This is a genomic window from Streptomyces sp. AC602_WCS936, assembly GCF_019049125.1.
In the GTDB taxonomy this organism is placed as follows: Bacteria; Actinomycetota; Actinomycetes; order Streptomycetales; family Streptomycetaceae; genus Streptomyces.
In genome coordinates this window covers 24242-41935 of record NZ_JAGMUF010000001.1, presented here as the reverse complement: position 1 = coordinate 41935, position 17694 = coordinate 24242, and the positions used below count along the sequence as shown (strand labels likewise).

General features: G+C 74.2%; 13 protein-coding genes. 7 read left to right on the top strand and 6 right to left on the bottom strand.

Annotated elements, in window-relative coordinates; translation table 11 throughout:
• Positions 1 to 64: 64 nt before the first annotated feature.
• Both metG and KUM03_RS00175 read right to left on the bottom strand, forming a co-directional pair.
• A complete protein-coding gene (gene metG / locus KUM03_RS00180) occupies positions 65 to 1681 on the bottom strand; it encodes a methionine--tRNA ligase (RefSeq protein ID WP_217244752.1) in 1617 nt (538 codons plus the stop codon).
• Positions 1682 to 1779: 98 nt separating this feature from the next.
• On the bottom strand, positions 1780 to 3390 hold the full coding sequence (locus tag KUM03_RS00175; RefSeq protein WP_217244751.1) for a VWA domain-containing protein: 1611 nt from the start codon (positions 3388 to 3390) through the stop codon (positions 1780 to 1782).
• A gap of 264 nt (positions 3391 to 3654) precedes the next feature.
• Here KUM03_RS00175 and KUM03_RS00170 point away from each other — a divergent pair, with 264 nt between their 5' ends.
• A complete protein-coding gene (locus KUM03_RS00170; RefSeq protein WP_217244750.1) occupies positions 3655 to 5763 on the top strand; it encodes a PhoX family phosphatase in 2109 nt (702 codons plus the stop codon).
• Between the two features lie 40 nt (positions 5764 to 5803).
• On the opposite strand, the gene KUM03_RS00165 is transcribed toward KUM03_RS00170, so the two are convergent.
• The 3 genes from KUM03_RS00165 to KUM03_RS00155 form a co-directional block, all read right to left on the bottom strand.
• On the bottom strand, positions 5804 to 6814 hold the full coding sequence (locus KUM03_RS00165) for an endonuclease/exonuclease/phosphatase family protein (RefSeq protein WP_217244749.1): 1011 nt from the start codon (positions 6812 to 6814) through the stop codon (positions 5804 to 5806).
• A gap of 109 nt (positions 6815 to 6923) precedes the next feature.
• Positions 6924 to 7841 (bottom strand): hypothetical protein, encoded by a 918-nt coding sequence (locus KUM03_RS00160; protein ID WP_217244748.1) that lies wholly within the window; start codon positions 7839 to 7841, stop codon positions 6924 to 6926.
• A gap of 243 nt (positions 7842 to 8084) precedes the next feature.
• Positions 8085 to 8546 carry a hypothetical protein gene (locus KUM03_RS00155; protein ID WP_217244747.1) on the bottom strand — a complete coding sequence of 154 codons (462 nt, stop codon included), beginning with the start codon at positions 8544 to 8546 and terminating at the stop codon, positions 8085 to 8087.
• 67 nt (positions 8547 to 8613) lie between these two features.
• On the opposite strand from KUM03_RS00155, the gene KUM03_RS00150 reads away from it, so the two are divergent.
• From KUM03_RS00150 to KUM03_RS00125, 5 genes are all read left to right on the top strand, one after another.
• On the top strand, positions 8614 to 9855 hold the full coding sequence (locus tag KUM03_RS00150; RefSeq protein WP_217244834.1) for a PP2C family protein-serine/threonine phosphatase: 1242 nt from the start codon (positions 8614 to 8616) through the stop codon (positions 9853 to 9855).
• A 76-nt stretch (positions 9856 to 9931) separates the two neighbouring features.
• A complete protein-coding gene (locus KUM03_RS00145; RefSeq protein ID WP_217244746.1) occupies positions 9932 to 11011 on the top strand; it encodes a hypothetical protein in 1080 nt (359 codons plus the stop codon).
• A 162-nt stretch (positions 11012 to 11173) separates the two neighbouring features.
• Complete coding sequence (locus KUM03_RS00140) at positions 11174 to 11536, top strand: hypothetical protein (protein WP_217244745.1); 363 nt, start codon at positions 11174 to 11176, stop codon at positions 11534 to 11536.
• A gap of 7 nt (positions 11537 to 11543) precedes the next feature.
• The gene (locus KUM03_RS38810; RefSeq protein WP_308406213.1) at positions 11544 to 14513 is read left to right on the top strand and encodes a substrate-binding domain-containing protein; all 2970 of its coding nucleotides are present in this window, start codon (positions 11544 to 11546) and stop codon (positions 14511 to 14513) included.
• Entirely contained in the window at positions 14513 to 15955 is a 1443-nt protein-coding gene (locus KUM03_RS00125) for an extracellular solute-binding protein (protein WP_254398589.1), read from the top strand. Before KUM03_RS38810 ends, KUM03_RS00125 begins: the two co-directional genes overlap by 1 nt.
• Before the next feature lie 29 nt (positions 15956 to 15984).
• Here the strand turns inward: KUM03_RS00125 and KUM03_RS00120 are convergent, their stop codons facing one another.
• Positions 15985 to 16191 carry a hypothetical protein gene (locus KUM03_RS00120; RefSeq protein WP_217244845.1) on the bottom strand — a complete coding sequence of 69 codons (207 nt, stop codon included), beginning with the start codon at positions 16189 to 16191 and terminating at the stop codon, positions 15985 to 15987.
• A gap of 120 nt (positions 16192 to 16311) precedes the next feature.
• On the opposite strand from KUM03_RS00120, the gene KUM03_RS00115 reads away from it, so the two are divergent.
• On the top strand, positions 16312 to 17664 hold the full coding sequence (locus tag KUM03_RS00115; protein ID WP_374225236.1) for a helix-turn-helix domain-containing protein: 1353 nt from the start codon (positions 16312 to 16314) through the stop codon (positions 17662 to 17664).
• Positions 17665 to 17694: the final 30 nt, after the last annotated feature.

Sequence of the window (17694 nt, the reverse complement as noted above, 5' to 3'; positions counted from 1 at the left end):
TCGCAAATGAGCAAGGCCCGGGAGAAGGTCTGCCCTCTCCCGGGCCCGTGCTGTAGCGAGCGCGTTACGCGGTCGGCTTCTCCTCGAGACGCGGGAACAGCACCGCGCCCTTGGTGACCGTCGAACCGGCCGGCAGCCGGCCCCAGTCCGCCGCGTCCTGGACCTTCTGGTCCGCGAGGGCGCCCAGGGAGGCCTCGGCGCCGAGGGAGTCCCAGAGCTTCTGGGACGTGTCCGGCATGATCGGGTTGAGGAGGACCGCCACCGCGCGGAGGGACTCCGCGGCCGTGTAGAGGATCGTCGCCAGGCGGGCCCTGCCCTCCGGCGAGTCGTCCTTGGCGACCTTCCAGGGCTCCTGCTCGGTGATGTAGCCGTTGACCTGCTTGACGAAGTCGAAGACCGCCAGGATGCCGCCCTGGAAGTCCAGCTCCTCACCGATCTTCCGGTCGGCCTCCGCGACCGCCTTGGTCAGGCCGTCGTGGATGGCCTTCTCCGCGTCCCCGTCGGCCGTCGCGGCCGGCAGTTCGCCACCGAAGTACTTGTTGACCATGGCCGCCACGCGGGAGGCGAGGTTGCCGTAGTCGTTGGCCAGCTCGCTGGTGTAGCGGGCGGAGAAGTCCTCCCAGGAGAAGCTGCCGTCCTGGCCGAACGCGATCGCGCGCAGGAAGTACCAGCGGTACGCGTCCACGCCGAAGTGCGAGGTCAGGTCCTGCGGCTTGATACCGGTCAGGTTGGACTTCGACATCTTCTCGCCGCCGACCATCAGCCAGCCGTTCGCGGCGATCTTGCCGGGCAGGGGCAGGCCCTGGGCCATCAGCATCGCCGGCCAGATGATCGCGTGGAAGCGGAGGATGTCCTTGCCGACCAGGTGCACGTCGGCGGGGAACGTCGACTCGAACTTCTCCGGGTTCTCGTTGTAGCCGACCGCCGTGGCGTAGTTCAGCAGGGCGTCGATCCACACGTAGATCACGTGCTTGTCGTCCCACGGGACCGGCACGCCCCAGTCGAACGTCGAGCGGGAGATGGAGAGGTCCTGGAGGCCCTGGCGGACGAAATTCACGACCTCGTTGCGCGCGGACTCCGGCTGGATGAAGCCCGGGTTGGCCTCGTAGTGCGCGAGCAGCTTCTCGCTGTACTCGCTGAGCTTGAAGAAGTAGTTCTCCTCGCTGAGGATCTCCACCGGCTTCTTGTGGATCGGGCACAGCTTCTGGCCCGCGTACTCGCCCTCGCCGTCGAGCAGCTCGCCGGGGAGCTTGTACTCCTCGCAGCCCACGCAGTACGGGCCCTCGTAGCCGCCCTTGTAGATCTCGCCCTTGTCGTACAGGTCCTGCACGAACTCCTGGACGCGGTCGGTGTGCCGCTTCTGCGTGGTGCGGATGAAGTCGTCGTTCGCGATGTCGAGGTGCTCCCACAGGGGCTTCCACGACTCCGTGACGAGCTTGTCGGCCCAGGCCTGCGGGGTGACCCCGTTCGCCTCGGCCGTGCGCATGATCTTCTGACCGTGCTCGTCCGTGCCGGTGAGGTACCACACCTTCTCGCCACGCTGGCGGTGCCAGCGGGTGAGCACGTCGCCTGCGACGGTCGTATAGGCGTGGCCCAGGTGAGGAGCGTCGTTCACGTAGTAGATGGGGGTCGAGACGTAGTACGCCTTCGCCCCCTGCTTCTCGGTTCCAGTGGCCGCCATGGGCGAAATCCTACTGGTCCGGTGGAGGTCGGCTCACACGCGTTTCGGGGGGCGGACAGGGGGCGGCGGGGCGGGCCTCCCTGTCCGCCGTCGTACCCCTACGGGCGCCAGGTGGCCAGTACGCCCTCGTAGAGCTCCTTGTCGGTGAGCTCCTTGGGGGTCTCGCCGGCCAGGAAGTGAGAGGTGTTGCCCGTCCTGAGCTTGCGGAGGTAGTCGAAGGCCTTGTTCTCCGGGTCACCGAAGGCGACGAAGGAGAAGTGGACGTTCGGGTGGTTCGCGGCCGCGTCCGTGAGGGACTGGGTGGCCGGGGTCTTGGCGTCCGGGGCGCCGTCGGTCTGGAAGACCACCAGGGCGGGGGTGCCGGGGGGCTCTTCCTTGGCGTGGTGGGCGAGGACGGCCTCGACGGCGGTGTGGTAGCTGGTGCGGCCCATGCGGCCGAGCGCTGCGTGCAGCTCGTCGATCTTGTTCTCGTGGTCGGTGAGGGTGAGGTCGCCGGTGCCGTCCACTTCCGTGGAGAAGAACGTGACGTGGACGGTGGCCTCGGGGTCGAGGTGGGCGGCGAGGGCGAGGGTCTGCTCGGCGAGGGCCTGGGCGGAGCCGTCCTTGTAGTACGGGCGCATGGAGGCGGAGCGGTCGAGGACGAGGTGGACCTTGGCTCGGGTGCCGGTGAGGCCGTGCTTCTTGAGGGTGGTGGCGGCGGCCTTGTAGGCGGTGGTGAGGCCGGGGGCGCGGGAGCGGATGCGGGTGGGGGGTGTCGCGGGTTTCGGGGCCTCGGCTGCGCCTTCGGCCCTCGTGTTCCCACCCGCACCACCCGTGCGGCTTTCGTTGTCGGGTGCGGGTGGCCCCTGCGGGGGCTGCTCGCCGTCGGCGGCTGCGGCTGCGGCTGCGGCTGCGGGTTCGGGGGTGGGGGTGGTTGCGGGGGCGGGGACTGGAGAAGCCTCCGCCTCGGCCTCCGGCTCCGCCTGGCCCTCTGCCTGAGCCACGGGCTCGGCCTCAGCCTCCGGCTTCGCGTCGGGCTCCGCCTCAGTCTCTGGTTTTGCGACGGCCACTGGCTTCGCGTCGGGTTCTGCCTGAGCCTCCGGCTTCGCCTGAGCCTCCGGCTTCGCCTCGGGCTCCGGCTTCGCGTCGGGTTCTGCCGCAGCCTCGGGAGTCTGAGCCTCCGGCTTCGCCTGGGCCTCGGCCTCCGGCTTCGCCACAGGCTCGGCCTCGGGCTCCGGCTTCGCCACAGGCTCGGCCTCAGCCTTGGTCTGAGTCACGGACTCTGCCTCAGCCTCCGGCTTCGCCTTCGGTTCCCGCTTCGCCTCGGCGTCCGGCTTCGCTTCGGTGTTCGGTTGGGTTGCTGCCTTGGTGTCCGGTTCCGGATCGGGGTCGGACTCGGGCGTTGCTCCCGGCTCCGGAGCCGGCTTTGCCTCGGCTTCCGGGTTCGCGGACGCGGTCGGTCCCGGGTCCGGGGACTCCGTCGGTTTCGGGACCGTGATGTTGGCGAACGCGGCCTTGACGAGTTCGTGTTCGTCGGGGGCGGCCGGTTCCGGGCGGGGCTCGGGGAGCTGGACGGTCTCCGGGTAGGCGGCCGGCTCCGCGGGTGCCGTGGGCTGGGACGGGAGCTGCGGCGCCGGCGGTGCCGTCTCCTGCACCGCACCCTCCGCCTGGGCGGCTCGTTCTTTGCGTGAGCGGCCGAACGCGTTCCGCAGGAGAGTGAGAATGCCCATGTGCGCAACCCTTCGCGTGAGTTGATCCCCGTCGATCCCTGGCCAGGACGGACACGTAAGGTTAGCGGCCCCGGTTTGTGATCTTGTGCAGGGTCTGCCACGAAAGGGCGGGCGCGTCAAGGCGGGATCGAGACGCCGAGGCAATTCCTCTCCGGCTTCCGCGGGTTCACCCGTCGTTCACCGCGGCGCCCGTCTCCCGCACGTATGTGCACCTACGGTCGCGCTGACACCAAGGGCATCCAAGGGCTTCTCAAGGGAGAACACGTGCGCAAGCTGCTGCCGTTGATCGCTACGCCGTCCGGTTCGCACCCCGGCGGCCGGTCCGCCATGACCTGCCGTTTCCGGTGTGGTGACGCCTGCTTCCACGAGGTGCCCAACACCAGCTCGAACGAGTACGTCGGCGACGTCATCGCCGGCGCCCTCAGCCGCCGTTCCATGATGCGTGCCGCCGCCGTCGTCACCGTGGCCGCGGCGGGTGCCGGGGCCGTGGGGGTGGCCGGGGCACCGTCGGCGCAGGCCGCGCCGGCGGCCGGGAAGGGGCACGGGCACGGCCACGGGCATGGACATGGGCATGGGAAACCGTCGAAAACGGATGGTGCGCGTGGGCTGCGGTTCGCGGCCGTCGCGCCCAACACCGATGACGTGGTGACCGTCCCTGAGGGGTACCGGCAGGACGTCGTGATCCGCTGGGGCGAGCCGATCCTGCGCGGGGCGCCCGCCTTCGACCCGGAGAGGCAGAGCGCGAAGGCGCAGGCCGGGCAGTTCGGGTACAACAACGACTTCCTCGCGCTGCTGCCGCTGCGCGGTGAGCACGGCCGCCAGGTCCTCGTCGCCAACCACGAGTACACCGACGAGGTGCTCATGTTCCGCGACTACGACCCCGAGAACCCGACCCGCGAGCAGGTCGAGATCGCCTGGGCCGCGCACGGCCTGTCCGCCGTGGTCGTGGAGGAGGAGCGCCGGAGCGGGAAGCTGACGCCCGTCACGCGGCACCGGCTGAACCGGCGGGTCACCGCCACCACCGAGTTTCGACTGACCGGACCGGCCGCCGGGTCGGATCTGGTCAAAACCTCTGCCGACCGCACCGGCCGCAAGGTCCTCGGCACCCTCAACAACTGCTCCGGCGGCACCACCCCGTGGGGCACCACGCTGCACGGCGAGGAGAACTTCAACCAGTACTTCGCGAACGGCGGCAGTGCGACGGACAAGCGGTACGGGATCGGCACCGGCGCCACCGAGCGCAAGTGGGAGCGGTTCGACAAGCGGTTCGACGTCGCCCGGGAGCCCAACGAGGTGCACCGTTTCGGGTACGTCGTCGAGCTGGACCCGTACGACCCCGACTCCACCCCGCGCAAGCACACGCTGCTCGGCCGCTTCAAGCACGAGGCGGCGACCGTGCGGCTGACCTGGGACGGGCGTCCGGTCGTCTACACCGGCGACGACGAGCGGTTCGACTACTTCTACAAGTTCGTCGGCAGCAAGCGGATGCGGCACGGGAACTCCCGGTGGGCGCGCGAGCACAACCTGTCGCTGCTCGACGAGGGCACGCTGTACGTCGCCAAGCTGAGCGGTGACTCCCCGGAGATGGAGATCGACGGCACGGGGACGCTGCCGCGCGACGGCGAGTTCGACGGCAGCGGCACCTGGATTCCGCTGGTCACCGCCTCCGAGGACGGTGCCGTCTCGCACGTCGAGGGCATGACCGCCGAGGAAGTGTGCGTGTTCACGCGGCTCGCCGGTGACAAGGTCGGGGCCACGAAGATGGACCGGCCCGAGGACATCGAGCCGTCGCCGAAGACCGGCAAGGTCTACGTCGCGCTCACCAACAACTCCAACCGGGGCAAGGCCGGTTACGCCGGCCCCGACGAGGCCAACCCGCGGGGCAGCAACAAGCACGGGCACGTGCTGGAGCTGACCGAGCGCTGGAACCGGGCCGACGCCACCCGCTTCGCCTGGTCGCTGTTCCTCGTCGCGGGCGACCCGGAGGACCCGGCGACCTACTTCGCGGGCTTCCCCAAGGACCGGGTCAGCCCGATCTCCTGCCCCGACAACGTCGCCTTCGACGACCACGGCAACCTGTGGCTGTCCACCGACGGCAACGCGCTCGGCAGCCACGACGGCCTCTTCGGCGTGGCGACCAGGGGCGACCGGCGCGGTGAGCTGAAGCAGTTCCTGACCGTGCCGACCGGGGCGGAGACCTGCGGCCCGCTGATCCAGGACCGGCGCGTGCTGGTCGCCGTACAGCACCCGGGCGAGGTCGACGGCGCCTCCGTGGCGGAGCCGGCCAGCACCTGGCCCGACGGTCCCGGCACGTACGTGCGCCCGGCGGTCGTGGCGGTGTGGCGCGAGGACGGCCGCGACATCGGAGTCTGAGTCCGACCGAGCCCGACCGGGCGTACGGGGCCGGTGCCTGTCAGCCGGCCCCGTGCAGCGTCAGGTCGACGACCAGCGCCCGGTGGTCGGTGTCGGCCAGGTCCAGGAACCGGGCGCGGTGCGCGGCGAACTCCTCCGAGACCAGGACGTGGTCGATCTGCACGCCGAACGCCGGCGCGGTCCGGGCCGGCCAGGTGACCGTACGGTCGGCCCCGGCCAGCCGGGCCGCGTCGCTCAGCCCCGTGTCGAGGATGCGGCGGAAGGCGGCGTGGTCCTGGGAGGCGTTGAAGTCGCCGGCGAGGACGGTGGGCGTGCCGTCGTCCCCGGCGACGGCGTCGCGCAGCGCGTCCAGCTCCTCGCGCCACAGCCCCACCTGGTCCGGCAGCGGCGGCATCGGGTGGGCGAGCTGGAGCCGTACGGCGTGGCCGCGCACGTCGGCGACGGCGCCGGGCATGCCCATGGTGCCGGGGACGCCGGGCGTCGCTTCGAGCGGGAAGGCGCTCAGGATGACCGAGCCCTCGGAGCCGCCGCCCGCCACGGCCTGCCGGTGGGGGTAGTCGGCGGCGAGTTCGCGCCGCAGCGCCGCGTCGCACGTGTACTCGCACTCCTGTACGAACACGAGGTCGGGCTTCTCGCGCCGTACGGCGGAGATCAGCGCGTCGGTGCCCTGGCCGAACTCGACGTTGGACGTCAGCACTCGTATCTCGGCGACCGGTGGGCCGGTGGGCTCGGCACTCTTGCCGTACGGCTCGATGAACCACGCCAGCAGTCCGAGCAGCGCCACCCCCCACACCGCGCCGGTCCACCACCGGGCGAGCAGCGTCAGCAGCAGTCCGGCGCCGGTCGGCACGAGCAGCCAGGGCAGGAAGGCGAGCAGCTGAGGTACGGGGGTGACGCCGTCGGTGTCGGCGACGCGGCAGCCGACGACCACGCTCACGGCGGCGAACAGCAACCCCGCGCACCAGGCCCCGAACCGCCGTCCCCCGGTGCGGCGGGCCGCCGGCCCCTCGCGTGCGTCCGTCCACTCGCCGGTCGCCGTGTCGGTGTCCAAGTCCCGGCCCTTCACTCGCGGGTGCGGTGCCTGCCCGTGCGCTTCGTGCGATGCCCGAATCCTCCCTCAAAGACGGGAACCGCGGGCGGAAAGTTGCGCACCCCGCGGTTCAGAGGCGGGCGCGGGGCGGCCGGGACGGCGCGGGGTCGACGGGGGTGCCCGCGGGTGCCCGGCGGCGGCGCAGCAGGTGTCCGTACCGGCCGGTGAGCCAGGAGGCGAGGGCGACCGTGAGGCCGAGGCCGACCAGCAGCCAGGCGGCGGTGCGCAGGGTCTCGGTGAGGGCGTCGTAGACGACGCCCGCGGCCGGGCCGTCCACCGCGCCGGGCAGTCCGGCGAGGGTGACCCGGCGGCCGATCACGACGGCGAGGGCGAGCAGCGCACCGCCGAGCGCGGTGCCGATCCCGGCGGCCGTGACCGCGCGGCGGCGGCACGCGGCGACGGCGATGCCGGTGAGCGCGAAGACGACGGCCGCCAGCGGCAGCCAGAAGGCGGCGACGTCCAGCACGTGGTAGCCCTTCCTGAGCCGGTCCGCCTCGTGGGCCGGGAGCACGGTGACCTCGGTGCTGCGGACCGGGATGCGCCGCGCGAAGGGCACGTTGTCCTCGGTGAGCCGGTCCCTGACGCGGGCGGTGACGGGGGCCAGGTCGACGGTGACCGGCCGTCCCGCCGTCCGGTCGTCCCGCAGGGCGCGCAGGACGGCCTCGTGCACGGTCCGGTTGGCCTCGTTCCAGCCGTCGCGGAAGGCGTCGGTCAGCGTGAACGACCGTGCCGCGTCCTGCACGAAGTCCCGCACGGCGCCGTGCAGCGGGCCGGCCGCCGCGACCTCGCCCGCGACGCCGTCCCCCACGGCGTCGGCGACCGCGTCCCGCACGTCCGGATCACCGGCGAGCGGCGCCATGACGTCGACGTACCGTCCGGTGTCGGCCAGCCCGTACACCGCCCAGCCGGCCAGCGTGCCGCACGGTGCGAGCAGGCAGGCGAGGACGATCAGGGCGGCCGACAGGACGTTGCGAGGACGTGGGGACACCCTTCCAGGCAAGGCCCCGCGGGCGGCGGGGGCGACCGGCGTGACTGCATATGGCCCCGGCAGGACCTCGATCGAGCCCCGTGCGCGCCCGGCAGGGCCCCGGCCGGGTGTGCGGTACGCCTCCGGCTGGGCGCCGCCGACCGGGTCGCGGCGCGCCCCGGTGTGCCCCCCTGGACCGGGGATCGGGCCCCGGCGCGCCCCTGACAGCGTCCCCGACAGGGCCCGTCGGGCGATCGGGCCCCGTCAGGCGATGCGATGGCCCTCCGCGTCCTCGCAGGTGTAGTAGCGGTAGAACAACGCGCCGGTGACCGCGGCCGCGACCAGCAGGGACACCAGGACGCAGGTGAACATGGCCACGCCGCTCCTGGAGTACAGGAACCCCACCGCGCTGCCCGCGAACGCGCCCCACAGCACCGCGTGCCCCTCGCGGGGCAGCCGCTGGGCGAGGGCGCGGACCACGGCGTAGAGGACGACGAACGCGAGCGCGGTCATGAAGCCGAACAGCAGGTTCCAGCCGGTGACGGGACCGCCGCGACGGCTGATGGAGGCGGCCCAGTAGCCGTAGACCAGCCCGGCCATGACGAGCAGCGTCCACCTCGCCACCACGTGGGTCCGCTCGCTGAACACGTCGGGCAGGGCGTTCGGCGGACGGCCGCTTGCGCCCGTTTTGGCCGGGGTGCCGGTTGTCGGTATCGCGTGAGCCATGAGAGCACTCCTCTCGCTCGCCCCCGCCTACCAGGGCACACCTGCCCGCGCCGGCCGGCAAGTCAGGATGCGGGCCGCAGGGGGGCGTGTTTCGCTGGGGCCCGTGAGGGGTCGCGTCCGCAGGCCGGTGCGCGGCCGGTGGCGGCCGCTCGGCCGGCTCGTCCACGCCGCCGGCCGGGGCGACGCCGTGTCGCGGCACGAACTGCTCAGCGTGCGCGGTCACAGCGTGGCCTGGCTGTTCCCGCTGCTGATGCTCGTCGCCATCGCGGCGATCGACATCGCCACCGGCGCGTTCCACATCATCTCCTGGACCGTCCTCGTGCCAGGTGTCGCCGCGGCGATCTGCGGGGTGCGGGCCACGGCCGGGTTCGCGGTGGCCGCCGTCGCCGTCTACGTCCTCGCCGACACCACCTGGCAGCACCGCGACGAGACCGGGCTGCCCGGCCTGATCCTGGTCAGCCTCGGCGGGACCATCGCCGTGCTGGCCGCCGCGCTCCGGGTCGGCGGCGAGCAGCGCATGCTGCACATGCGGGACATCGCGGAGACCACCCGCCGCACCGTGCTGCGCCCCATCCCGGCCGGTTTCGGGGGCCTCGACCACGCCGCCGTCTACCTCTCCGCGGACACCGAGGCCCGGGTCGGCGGCGACTTCTACGACGTCCAGCCCGGCCCGCACGGCACCCGGGTCCTCGTCGGCGACGTGCAGGGCAAGGGGCTGGGGGCGGTGGAGACGGCCGCCGCGCTGCTCGGCACGTTCCGCGAGGCCGGCTACCACGAGCCGGACCTCGCCACGGTCGCCGAACGCCTGGAGATCCGCATCCGGCGCCACCGCGCCCACACCGCGGCCCTCGGCCGCTCCGACGGCGACCGCTTCGCCACCGCCGTGCTGGTGGGGTTCCGCCCGGACCTGCCGGACGCCGTGGAAGCCGTGGTCTTCGGCCACGAGCCGCCGCTGGCGGCCGGGCCGGACGGCGTGCGGTACCTGCCGGTCGACGGCGGGCTCCCGCTGGGCATGAGCGACCTCCTCCCCGGCCCCGGGGCGCCGCCGGTCTCCCGGCTGCGCCTCGCCCCGGAGGAGACGCTGCTGGTGGTCACCGACGGGGTGACCGAGGCCCGCGACGCCGAGGGCTGCTTCTACCCGCACGCCGACCAGGTCTCCCGCGCCGTCACCGCCGACCCCTCGAACGCCGCGCCGTCCCGGCTGGTGGCGCTCGTGCGGGACGGCACGCTGCGGCACTGCCGGGGGCGGCTGTCGGACGACACCACGGTCTTCGCGGTACGGCGGCGGGGCGGGCCGGCCCTCGACTGACTGCCCCGCCGAGTGCCGCGCTTCGCAGCCGCAGCGGTTACCGTGCTGCGGTACGTGATCGACAGGGGGAGGGGACATGCCCGGAACCGTGCTGCTGCTCGCGGCGTCGCCCGTGGGCAAGGGGTGCCTGGTGGACGCCGCCTCCGTGCTTCCGGTACTGGCGGCCGTGGAGCCCGCCGTGCTCTCCGGCACCGACACCGCGAACGTCGTCGAGCTCGCCGACCCGCTGGAACCGCAGGCCGTCCTGACCCGGCTGCGCGCCGCCGCGGCGGCCCCCGGTCCGCTGACCGTCTACGTCGCCGGGCAGCTCCAGCTCGACCGGCGTCAGCGCCTGCCGCACCTCGCGCTGGCCCGCACCACCCCGGCGACCGTCCGCTACACCGCGCTGCCCTGGCACTGGATCAAGGAGGAGCTGCGGCTGCGCCCGAGCGGCGCGACGACGCTGCTGCTCGATCTGCACGCCGACCACGAGACCTGGCAGTGGCTGCGGGCCAACCCGCTGGACTGCGGTCGCAACAACGCCGTGCACGGGCGCGTCGCGCCGCCGCCCTCGCGGCGGACGGTGGCCGCCCCGGCGTACATGCGCGCGGTGGCGACGATCCTGCGCAGCGGGCACCGGCCGCCGGTCGACCAGCTGCACCAGCAGGCGCTGGCCCGCGTCGCGGCCGACGCCGCGGCGAGCGGCGCGCCGGCCGGGGCGGACCTGGTGCTGACGGCGCCGGGGCCCGCCGCGGGCGACCCGCACGCCGTCATCGCCGCCGCCGTGGAGTCCGGGCGGCACGCGGACGCCGACGCGCTCGCCGCCCGCCACGAACTGGCCGCCGCCCACGCGCGCGGCCCCGCCTCCGAGGACGCGCTGCACTGGGCGGAGGTCCGGGCCGACCTGGCGATGTTCGCGGGGGACCCGGCGCGCAGCTGCCGGGCCTGGCTGACGGTGGCCCAGACCCGCCTGGGCGCCGGCCAGCCGCCCGAGGCGCCCGCCGTGGAGGCGGCCGTCGACCGGGCCCACCACCAGTGGGGCCGGGTCCGCGACGCCGGGGCCGCCCGGGAACTGGGCACGGCACTCGCCACGCTGCGGGGCCGGGTGCCGGGCCGGCGTGAGGGGGCACTGGACCATGTGCAGCGGGAGCTGAGCCGGTTGCAGACGCAGGGCTGAGCGCGGCGCTCGGCATCCACCGCCAGGAGGTGGCGGGAGCGGGTGCCGGGCGTGCGGCGGCCCCGGGTGCGCTCCTGCTCGGGCTGTGCGCCCGCGCGCGCGTCACGAGAGCGGCGTACAGACCCTCCCCTGAGCGCAACAGCGGTGCCATGATGTCGAGTTATGGCTGAGGGGGATGGAGTGGTGACGCGCGGTATCCGCATCCGGTTGGACGGGACCGCGAGCGAGAGTGACATCGGCGCACTGCACAAATGGCTGGAACGGGAGAAACCGCTCGCCGATCTGGCCCGGACCGACCAGCTGCGGATCGACGAACGGAGCCGGACCGACGAGGCCGGAGCCCCGATGGGCATCGGCATGGACATCGTCGTGGCGGTGATCGGGGGCGCGGCGGGCGCGATGTTCCAGACAGTGGTGGACCAGGTCACCCGTTCCGTGGAGGCCTGGCGGGCCAACCGCCGCGCGGTGGAGGACGGCGAGCCTCCCGAGGCCAGCGTCGAGCCGGTGCGTCCCGACGACAGGTAAGCGGCCGGTGACCGGTCACGACTCGCGGGGGAAGGCGAATCGGGCGCTGCTGGTCGGGGTGTCCGAGTACGACAACACAGCTCCTCCCGACGGTGTGCCCGGCGACCTCCCCGCGGTCAAGCACAACCTGAACCGGCTGGCGGAGGCACTGCGGTACGGCAACGTGTTCGGTGAGCGGGAGATCACGGTGTGCCGCTCTCCCGACCAGGTCACCTTCGACCGGGAGCTGTGGACGGCCGCCAAGGAGGCGCAGGGCGTCCTGCTGCTGTACTTCGCCGGGCACGGGGCGATCCCCAACGCGGGCGACGAACTGTTCCTGCAGCTGCGCAACGCCCAGGTGGTCGCCGGCGGGCACGCGGTCTTCCCGGGCGCGCAGCTGTTCAGCACGGTGCAGGCGGTGCTCGCCTCCAGTCCCGCCCGGCGGATCGTGATCGTCCTCGACTGCTGCTTCGCGGGCAACGCCGCCTGGATCCGCCCCGCTCCGCAGGACAAGCGGCGCGTGCTGCTGCTGATGAGCGTGCAGGCCAACCACCGCATCGACGCGGGTGGTCCCGACACGCCGACACCGTTCACGAACGAGCTCGTGGCGCTGTTGAAGGAGGGCGGCGACGTCTGGTTCCGCGCTCTCGCGGACCGCCTGCGGAGGCGGATGGCCGCCGCCGGTCACCGGACGGTGCGGGGTGACGCCTGGGAGCCGGAGAGCCGCGTCGAGCCGGGGGAGGACGTACTCCTCGCCGCCAGGACGAAGGCCGCCCTCGACGATCCGCCCGGTCCGGGCCCTGCGTCTGTTCCTGGTCCGGGCCCTGCGCCTGCCCCTGGTCCGGATCCCGACCCTCGCCCCGCGCCCGGTCCCGTGCCTGGTCCGGATCCCGACCCTCGCCCCGCGCCCGGTCCCGTGCCTGACCCGGATCCCGACCCTCGCCCCGCGCCCGGTCCCGTGCCTGACCCGGACCCCGACCCTCGCCCCGCGCCCGGTCCCGTGCCTGACCCGGACCCCGACCCTCGCCCCGCGCCCGGTCCCGTGCCTGGCCCGGACCCCGACCCTCGCCCCGCGCCCGGTCCCGCGCCTGGCCCGGATCCCGACCCCACGCCCGGCCCGGGCCCCCACCCCGCTCCCGACCCCGCTCCCGACCCGGGGTACGTCCGCCGGGCACTGGCGCGGCTGGCCGCGCTGATCGGTGCCGTCGGTGGAGCCGGGCGGGCGCTGGTTCGCGGCATTCTGCGCATCGCCGACTCCTTGGTGCCCGGCCCACAGCAGGGCGGTTGGGCCCCGCGCCTGATCGCCGGGGCCGCGGCGCTGCTCGTCCTGGTCGCCGGCGGCTTCGGCGTCCACCGGTTCGCGGGCCGTGGCGACGGCCCGTCCTCCTGTGCCCCACCCCTGGAGCTGCGCGTCCTGACCGACCCCGACCTGGAACCGACCGTACGGGCTGCCGCCGACGCCTACCTGACGTCCGCGGAGAACACCACCGGCGAGGGCTGCCGGCTCAGCGGCATCACCGTCTACAGCGCGGGCGCCGCCGACGCGGTCACCGCCCTGCGCAAGCAGACCCGGGCCTGGCAGGAGCCCGCCGACGACGACACCAACCCGCAGCGCGACGTCGGCCCGCAGCCCGACGTGTGGATACCCGGCTCCCCCGCCGACGCCGCCCGGGTCACCGCGGGCCAGGACACCGACGCCGTGGCCGAACTGGACGCCGACGAGGAGCCCTTCGCGTACTCACCGATCGTGCTCGCCGTCCCCCAGGAGCTCGCCGCCGACGCCCGCGACGAGCGCGCCGGCCCCCCGCTCACCCGCATGATCGACGCCCTGCGCGCCCGGCACCCGGCCGCCGCGGTGCGCCGCCCCGACCCCGAGCACACCACCACGGGACTGCTCGCGACGATCGGCCTGTACCGCGTCAGCGGCGACACGTCCGCCCCGGACCCGCGCCGCGCCGAGGACCGGGTCGCCCAGTCCGGCCCGCCCGCGCCGACCGCCGCCGAGCTGCTGTGCGCGCTGCCCGACCACGACGCCGTCGACAACCGCACCGCGGCCCTCGTCCCCGAGTTCCTGCTGAAGAGCGGCGTGGGCTGCGACAGCGCCCGCCGCACCCCGCGCATGGCGCAGTACCCCGGCGACGTACCGGGGCTGGAGCCCCTGTTCGTGCGGGTCCGCTGGCAGGGCGCCGAGCGCGACGGGGCGGACCGGGACCGCGCGGCGGACGGGTTCCGGCGGTGGCTCGGCGGTGAGGGCGGCCGGGCGGCGTTCGCCCGGGACGGCTTCCGCGCGGCCGGCGGCGACCGGGCCCTGCTCGACACGGACGTGGTCGGGGACGGTGTGCTGCGCGCGCCGTCCCCGCTGACCGAGTCCGCCGGGCGGGACGCGATGGAGGCGTCCCTGGAGGGCTACAAGAACGCCAACGGACCCGGCCGGGTGCTGTTCCTGCTGGACGCCTCGGGGTCGATGGCCGGCCAGTGGGAGGGCCCCAGCGGTGGTCCCGGCCTGCTGAAGCAGTCCCTGGGCGGCCTCGGTGAACGGGACGAGTACGCCGTGTGGGAGGTGGCGGACACCGGCGGCGACACGTACGACACCGTCCTGTCCTTCGGCGCGCACACCCGCGCGGAGGCCGAACGCGCCATCGACCGCAAGGCCCGCGTCCGGGACGCCGAGGCCGACCCGCTCGGCGCCCTGCGGTCCGCGCTCGACGCCATGGAGCAGCGGGGCGCCGGGGACGAGCGTCCGGGGCTGGTCGTCTTCGTCACCGACGACGAGGACGTGGGCGCGCTGGGCGGAGACCGCTTCGGCGACCTGCTGGCCCTCGCCCGCGCGGTGGACGTACCCGTCGCGATGGTCTCCCTCAAGGGCGGCGCCTGCGACGAGGGGAAGCCGGACGCCCGGGTGTCCGAGGCGAGCGGCGGCCGCTGCGTCGACGCCGACGACGACCTCGGCGCCGCCCTGCACGACGAGGTCGCACGCATCGGTACGGGGGAGGCCTGATGGCCCGACGGCAACGAGCAGAGCGGCTTGGGCGGGCCCGGCGGCCACGGCGGCCACGGCGCCGGCGCCTCGCCGTCCTGTCGGCCGCACTGTTCCTGTTCCTGCCGGTCGCGTGCAGCGGCGGCGACGGTCACGGTGACGGTTCCGCCGCCACCTCCTCCACCGGTGTCCCCGGTGACATCGTGGTCGCCAGCGGCCGGGACGTCACCGGCAAGAACGGCATCCGCCAGCGGCTCATCGACGCCTGGAACACCGAGCAGGAGAAGGCGGGCACCGGCTACCACGCCCGGCTGGTCGAGCTGCCCGGCAACGCCGACGAACAGCGCAGCCAGCTGCTCGGGGCGCTCCAGTCCGGCAGCGCCGCCTACGACGTGGTCAACCTCGACGTCACCTGGGTCCCGGAGTTCGCCGCCGCGGGCCTGATCAGCCCCCTGCCCGGGTCGCTGCTCGACGAGGACGTCATCCCGGCCGTCGCGAGCACGGCCCGCTGGGAGGGCGAGGTGTACGCCGCGCCCTTCAACAGCGACGTCGGGCTGCTCTACTACCGGCGCGACCACCTGCGGCAGGCGGGCGTCGAGCGCCCCGACCTGACGGGCGGCCTGGACTGGCCGCAGCTGAGGCGGCTGATCTCCACCCTCGACGACCACCGGCCCGAGGGCTACGAGGAGGGGTGGACGACCCAGCTCGCCGGCTACGAGGGACGCACGGTCAACGCCGTGGAGGCGTTCGCGTCCGCCGCGGGGGACGACTTCGCGCTCACCGACGAGGACGGCCACTACACCGCCACCGTCGAGGAGTTGACGGAGGGCATCACGGAACTGCGCCGCCGCACCGAGGAGGGGGCCGTCCTGCCGGACGCGTTCACGTCCGACGAGGCGGCCTCCCTCGGTGACTTCGCGGCCGGCCGCACCACCTTCCTGCGGCACTGGCCGTACGTGTACCCCGCCCTGCACCAGTCGTTCCCCGGTGACGACCGGCTCGGCGTGACCGCGCTGCCGGGCCGGGCCGTGCTCGGCGGCCAGAACCTCGCCGTGACCGCCGGGTCCCCGCGGGCGACGAAGGCGGCCGAACTGATCAGGTACCTCACCGGCAGGGAGAGCGAGCGGTGTCTGCTGGACGCCGGTTTCGCGGCGACGCGCACCTCCGCGTACACGGACGACGCGGTGACCTGCGCGGTGGCCGCCGCGACGCCCTCGGCGGTCCCGACCGGCGAGGGCGCCGACACCGTGCCGCGCGACGCCGCCGGGCGGCCGGAGTACGCCCGTGACGTCCTGCTGCCCGCCCTGAGGGACGCGGTCCACCGTCCGCGCACGCCGCTGTACGGCGCGTTCACTCAGACCTTCACCACCGAGCTGGGAGCCCTGTTCGCCGACGACCCGCCGGGCGACGCGGAACTGGCGCGGCGGCTGGACGAGGCGCTGCGGCGCGCCCTGCCGGACTGATCCGGCCGGCGGCCCACGTCGACCGGAGATCAGCGGCCCACGGTGACCACCGAGTCGGTGACGGAGTCCGGGACCCCGTCGGTGACCGGGGCGGTGTCCTGCTCGGTGACGGGGACGGGGGCGCGCGCCGGGTCCGCCGGTCCCGCGTTGGCGGCCAGCAGCAGGCAGGCCACGGCGGTCACGGCGGCGGCGACGGCCCGGGCATACCGGTCGGCGGTGCGGGTGCGTACGAGCACGGCGTCCTCTGCGGATCTGCGTATCTGCGGATCGTGTCAAGTGCTGTTAAGCACGCTTAATCCGCGGTTTAACCTAGAGCCGCCGGGGCAGAACGGCAAGGGCCACAGGGGGAGTTGGCAGTGAGCGGCGACCGCGACGACCGGGGGACCATCGGGCGCAGGGTGCAACGGCTGCGGGCGGAGCGCGGGATGACCCAGCGCCAGCTCGCGGAACCGGCGTACACCCCCGCGTACATATCCACCCTGGAGGCCGGCCGGGTCCGCCCCTCCGAGGAGGCGCTGCGCCACCTCGCCGAACGGCTCGGCGTCGGTTACGAGGAGCTGGCCACCGGACGCCCGGCCCGCCTCGCCACCGACCTGCGGCTGCGGCTCACCGGGGCGCAGCGCGCGCTGGCCACCGAGGGTGCCGAGGAGGCGGCCGGGCAGTACGCCGCGCTGCTGGCCGAGGCCGAGGCCCACGAGCTGCCCGAGGAACGGGCCGCGGCGCTCCTCGGACTCGGGGAGTGCGCCGTGGAGACCGGGGAGCTGACCACCGGACGTCAGTACTTCGAGCAGGCGGAGCAGTGCCTCGCCGACGCCGGCGCCCCGCTGCCCGCCCGCGTCCCCGCCCTGCGCGGACGCGCCCTCGCCCACTATCTCGCCGGTGAGCTCCGCTACGCCGTCTACCTCCTCGAAACCACTCTCGACGAGCTGAACCGGGGCGGCCTGCACGACCCCGACGCGCTGCTGCTGCTCTACGCCAGCGCCATCGGCCCCTACATGGACATGGGGGCCCACGCCCGCGCCGCCCAGGCCGCCGAACTCGCCCTCTCCCTCGCCCCCAGCGCCGGGGACCCGGCCCTGGTCGCCCGCATGCACCGCTCCGTCGCCCGCACCCTGCTCGCCGAGGGCCGCCTCGCCGAGGCCGACGCGTCGCTGGCGAAGGCGGCCGAGCTGTACCGCACGCTGCAACTGCGGACGGAACTGGCCAACTGCCACTGGATGCGCGGCTACGTCTGCGCCCAGAACGGCGAGCTGCCGCGGGCCGAGGCGGAGATGCGGGAGGCCCTCGGGATGCTCTCCGCCGGCCGCGCCGCCCTCTACAGCAGCCAGGTCGCCGTCGAGCTGGCCGACGTACTGCACCGGCGCGGCAAGTCCGCCGAGGCGGCGGGACTGCTCCACGGCGTACTGGACGACCTGTCCTCCGAACGCGGCGCCGTGCACTCCGCGGGCGCGCACCGGCTGCTCGGCATCATCGCCGAGGACGCCCGGGACACCGAGGCGGCCGAGGAGCACTACGTCCGCGCGCTCAGCCTGCTGGAGCGGGCGGGCGCCGCCGGCGACCTGGCCGACCTGTGCCGGCTCCTCGGCGACCTGCTGCGCCGCACCGGCCGGGTGGAGGCGGCGCTGGACGCCTACCGCACCGGCCTCGGGCACCGTACGGCGCCCGGCACGACGACCCTGGGGCCGGCCCCCGCGCAGCCGCCGCTGTAGGCGGTCCCGCCACCGTGTTTCCGCCGTTCG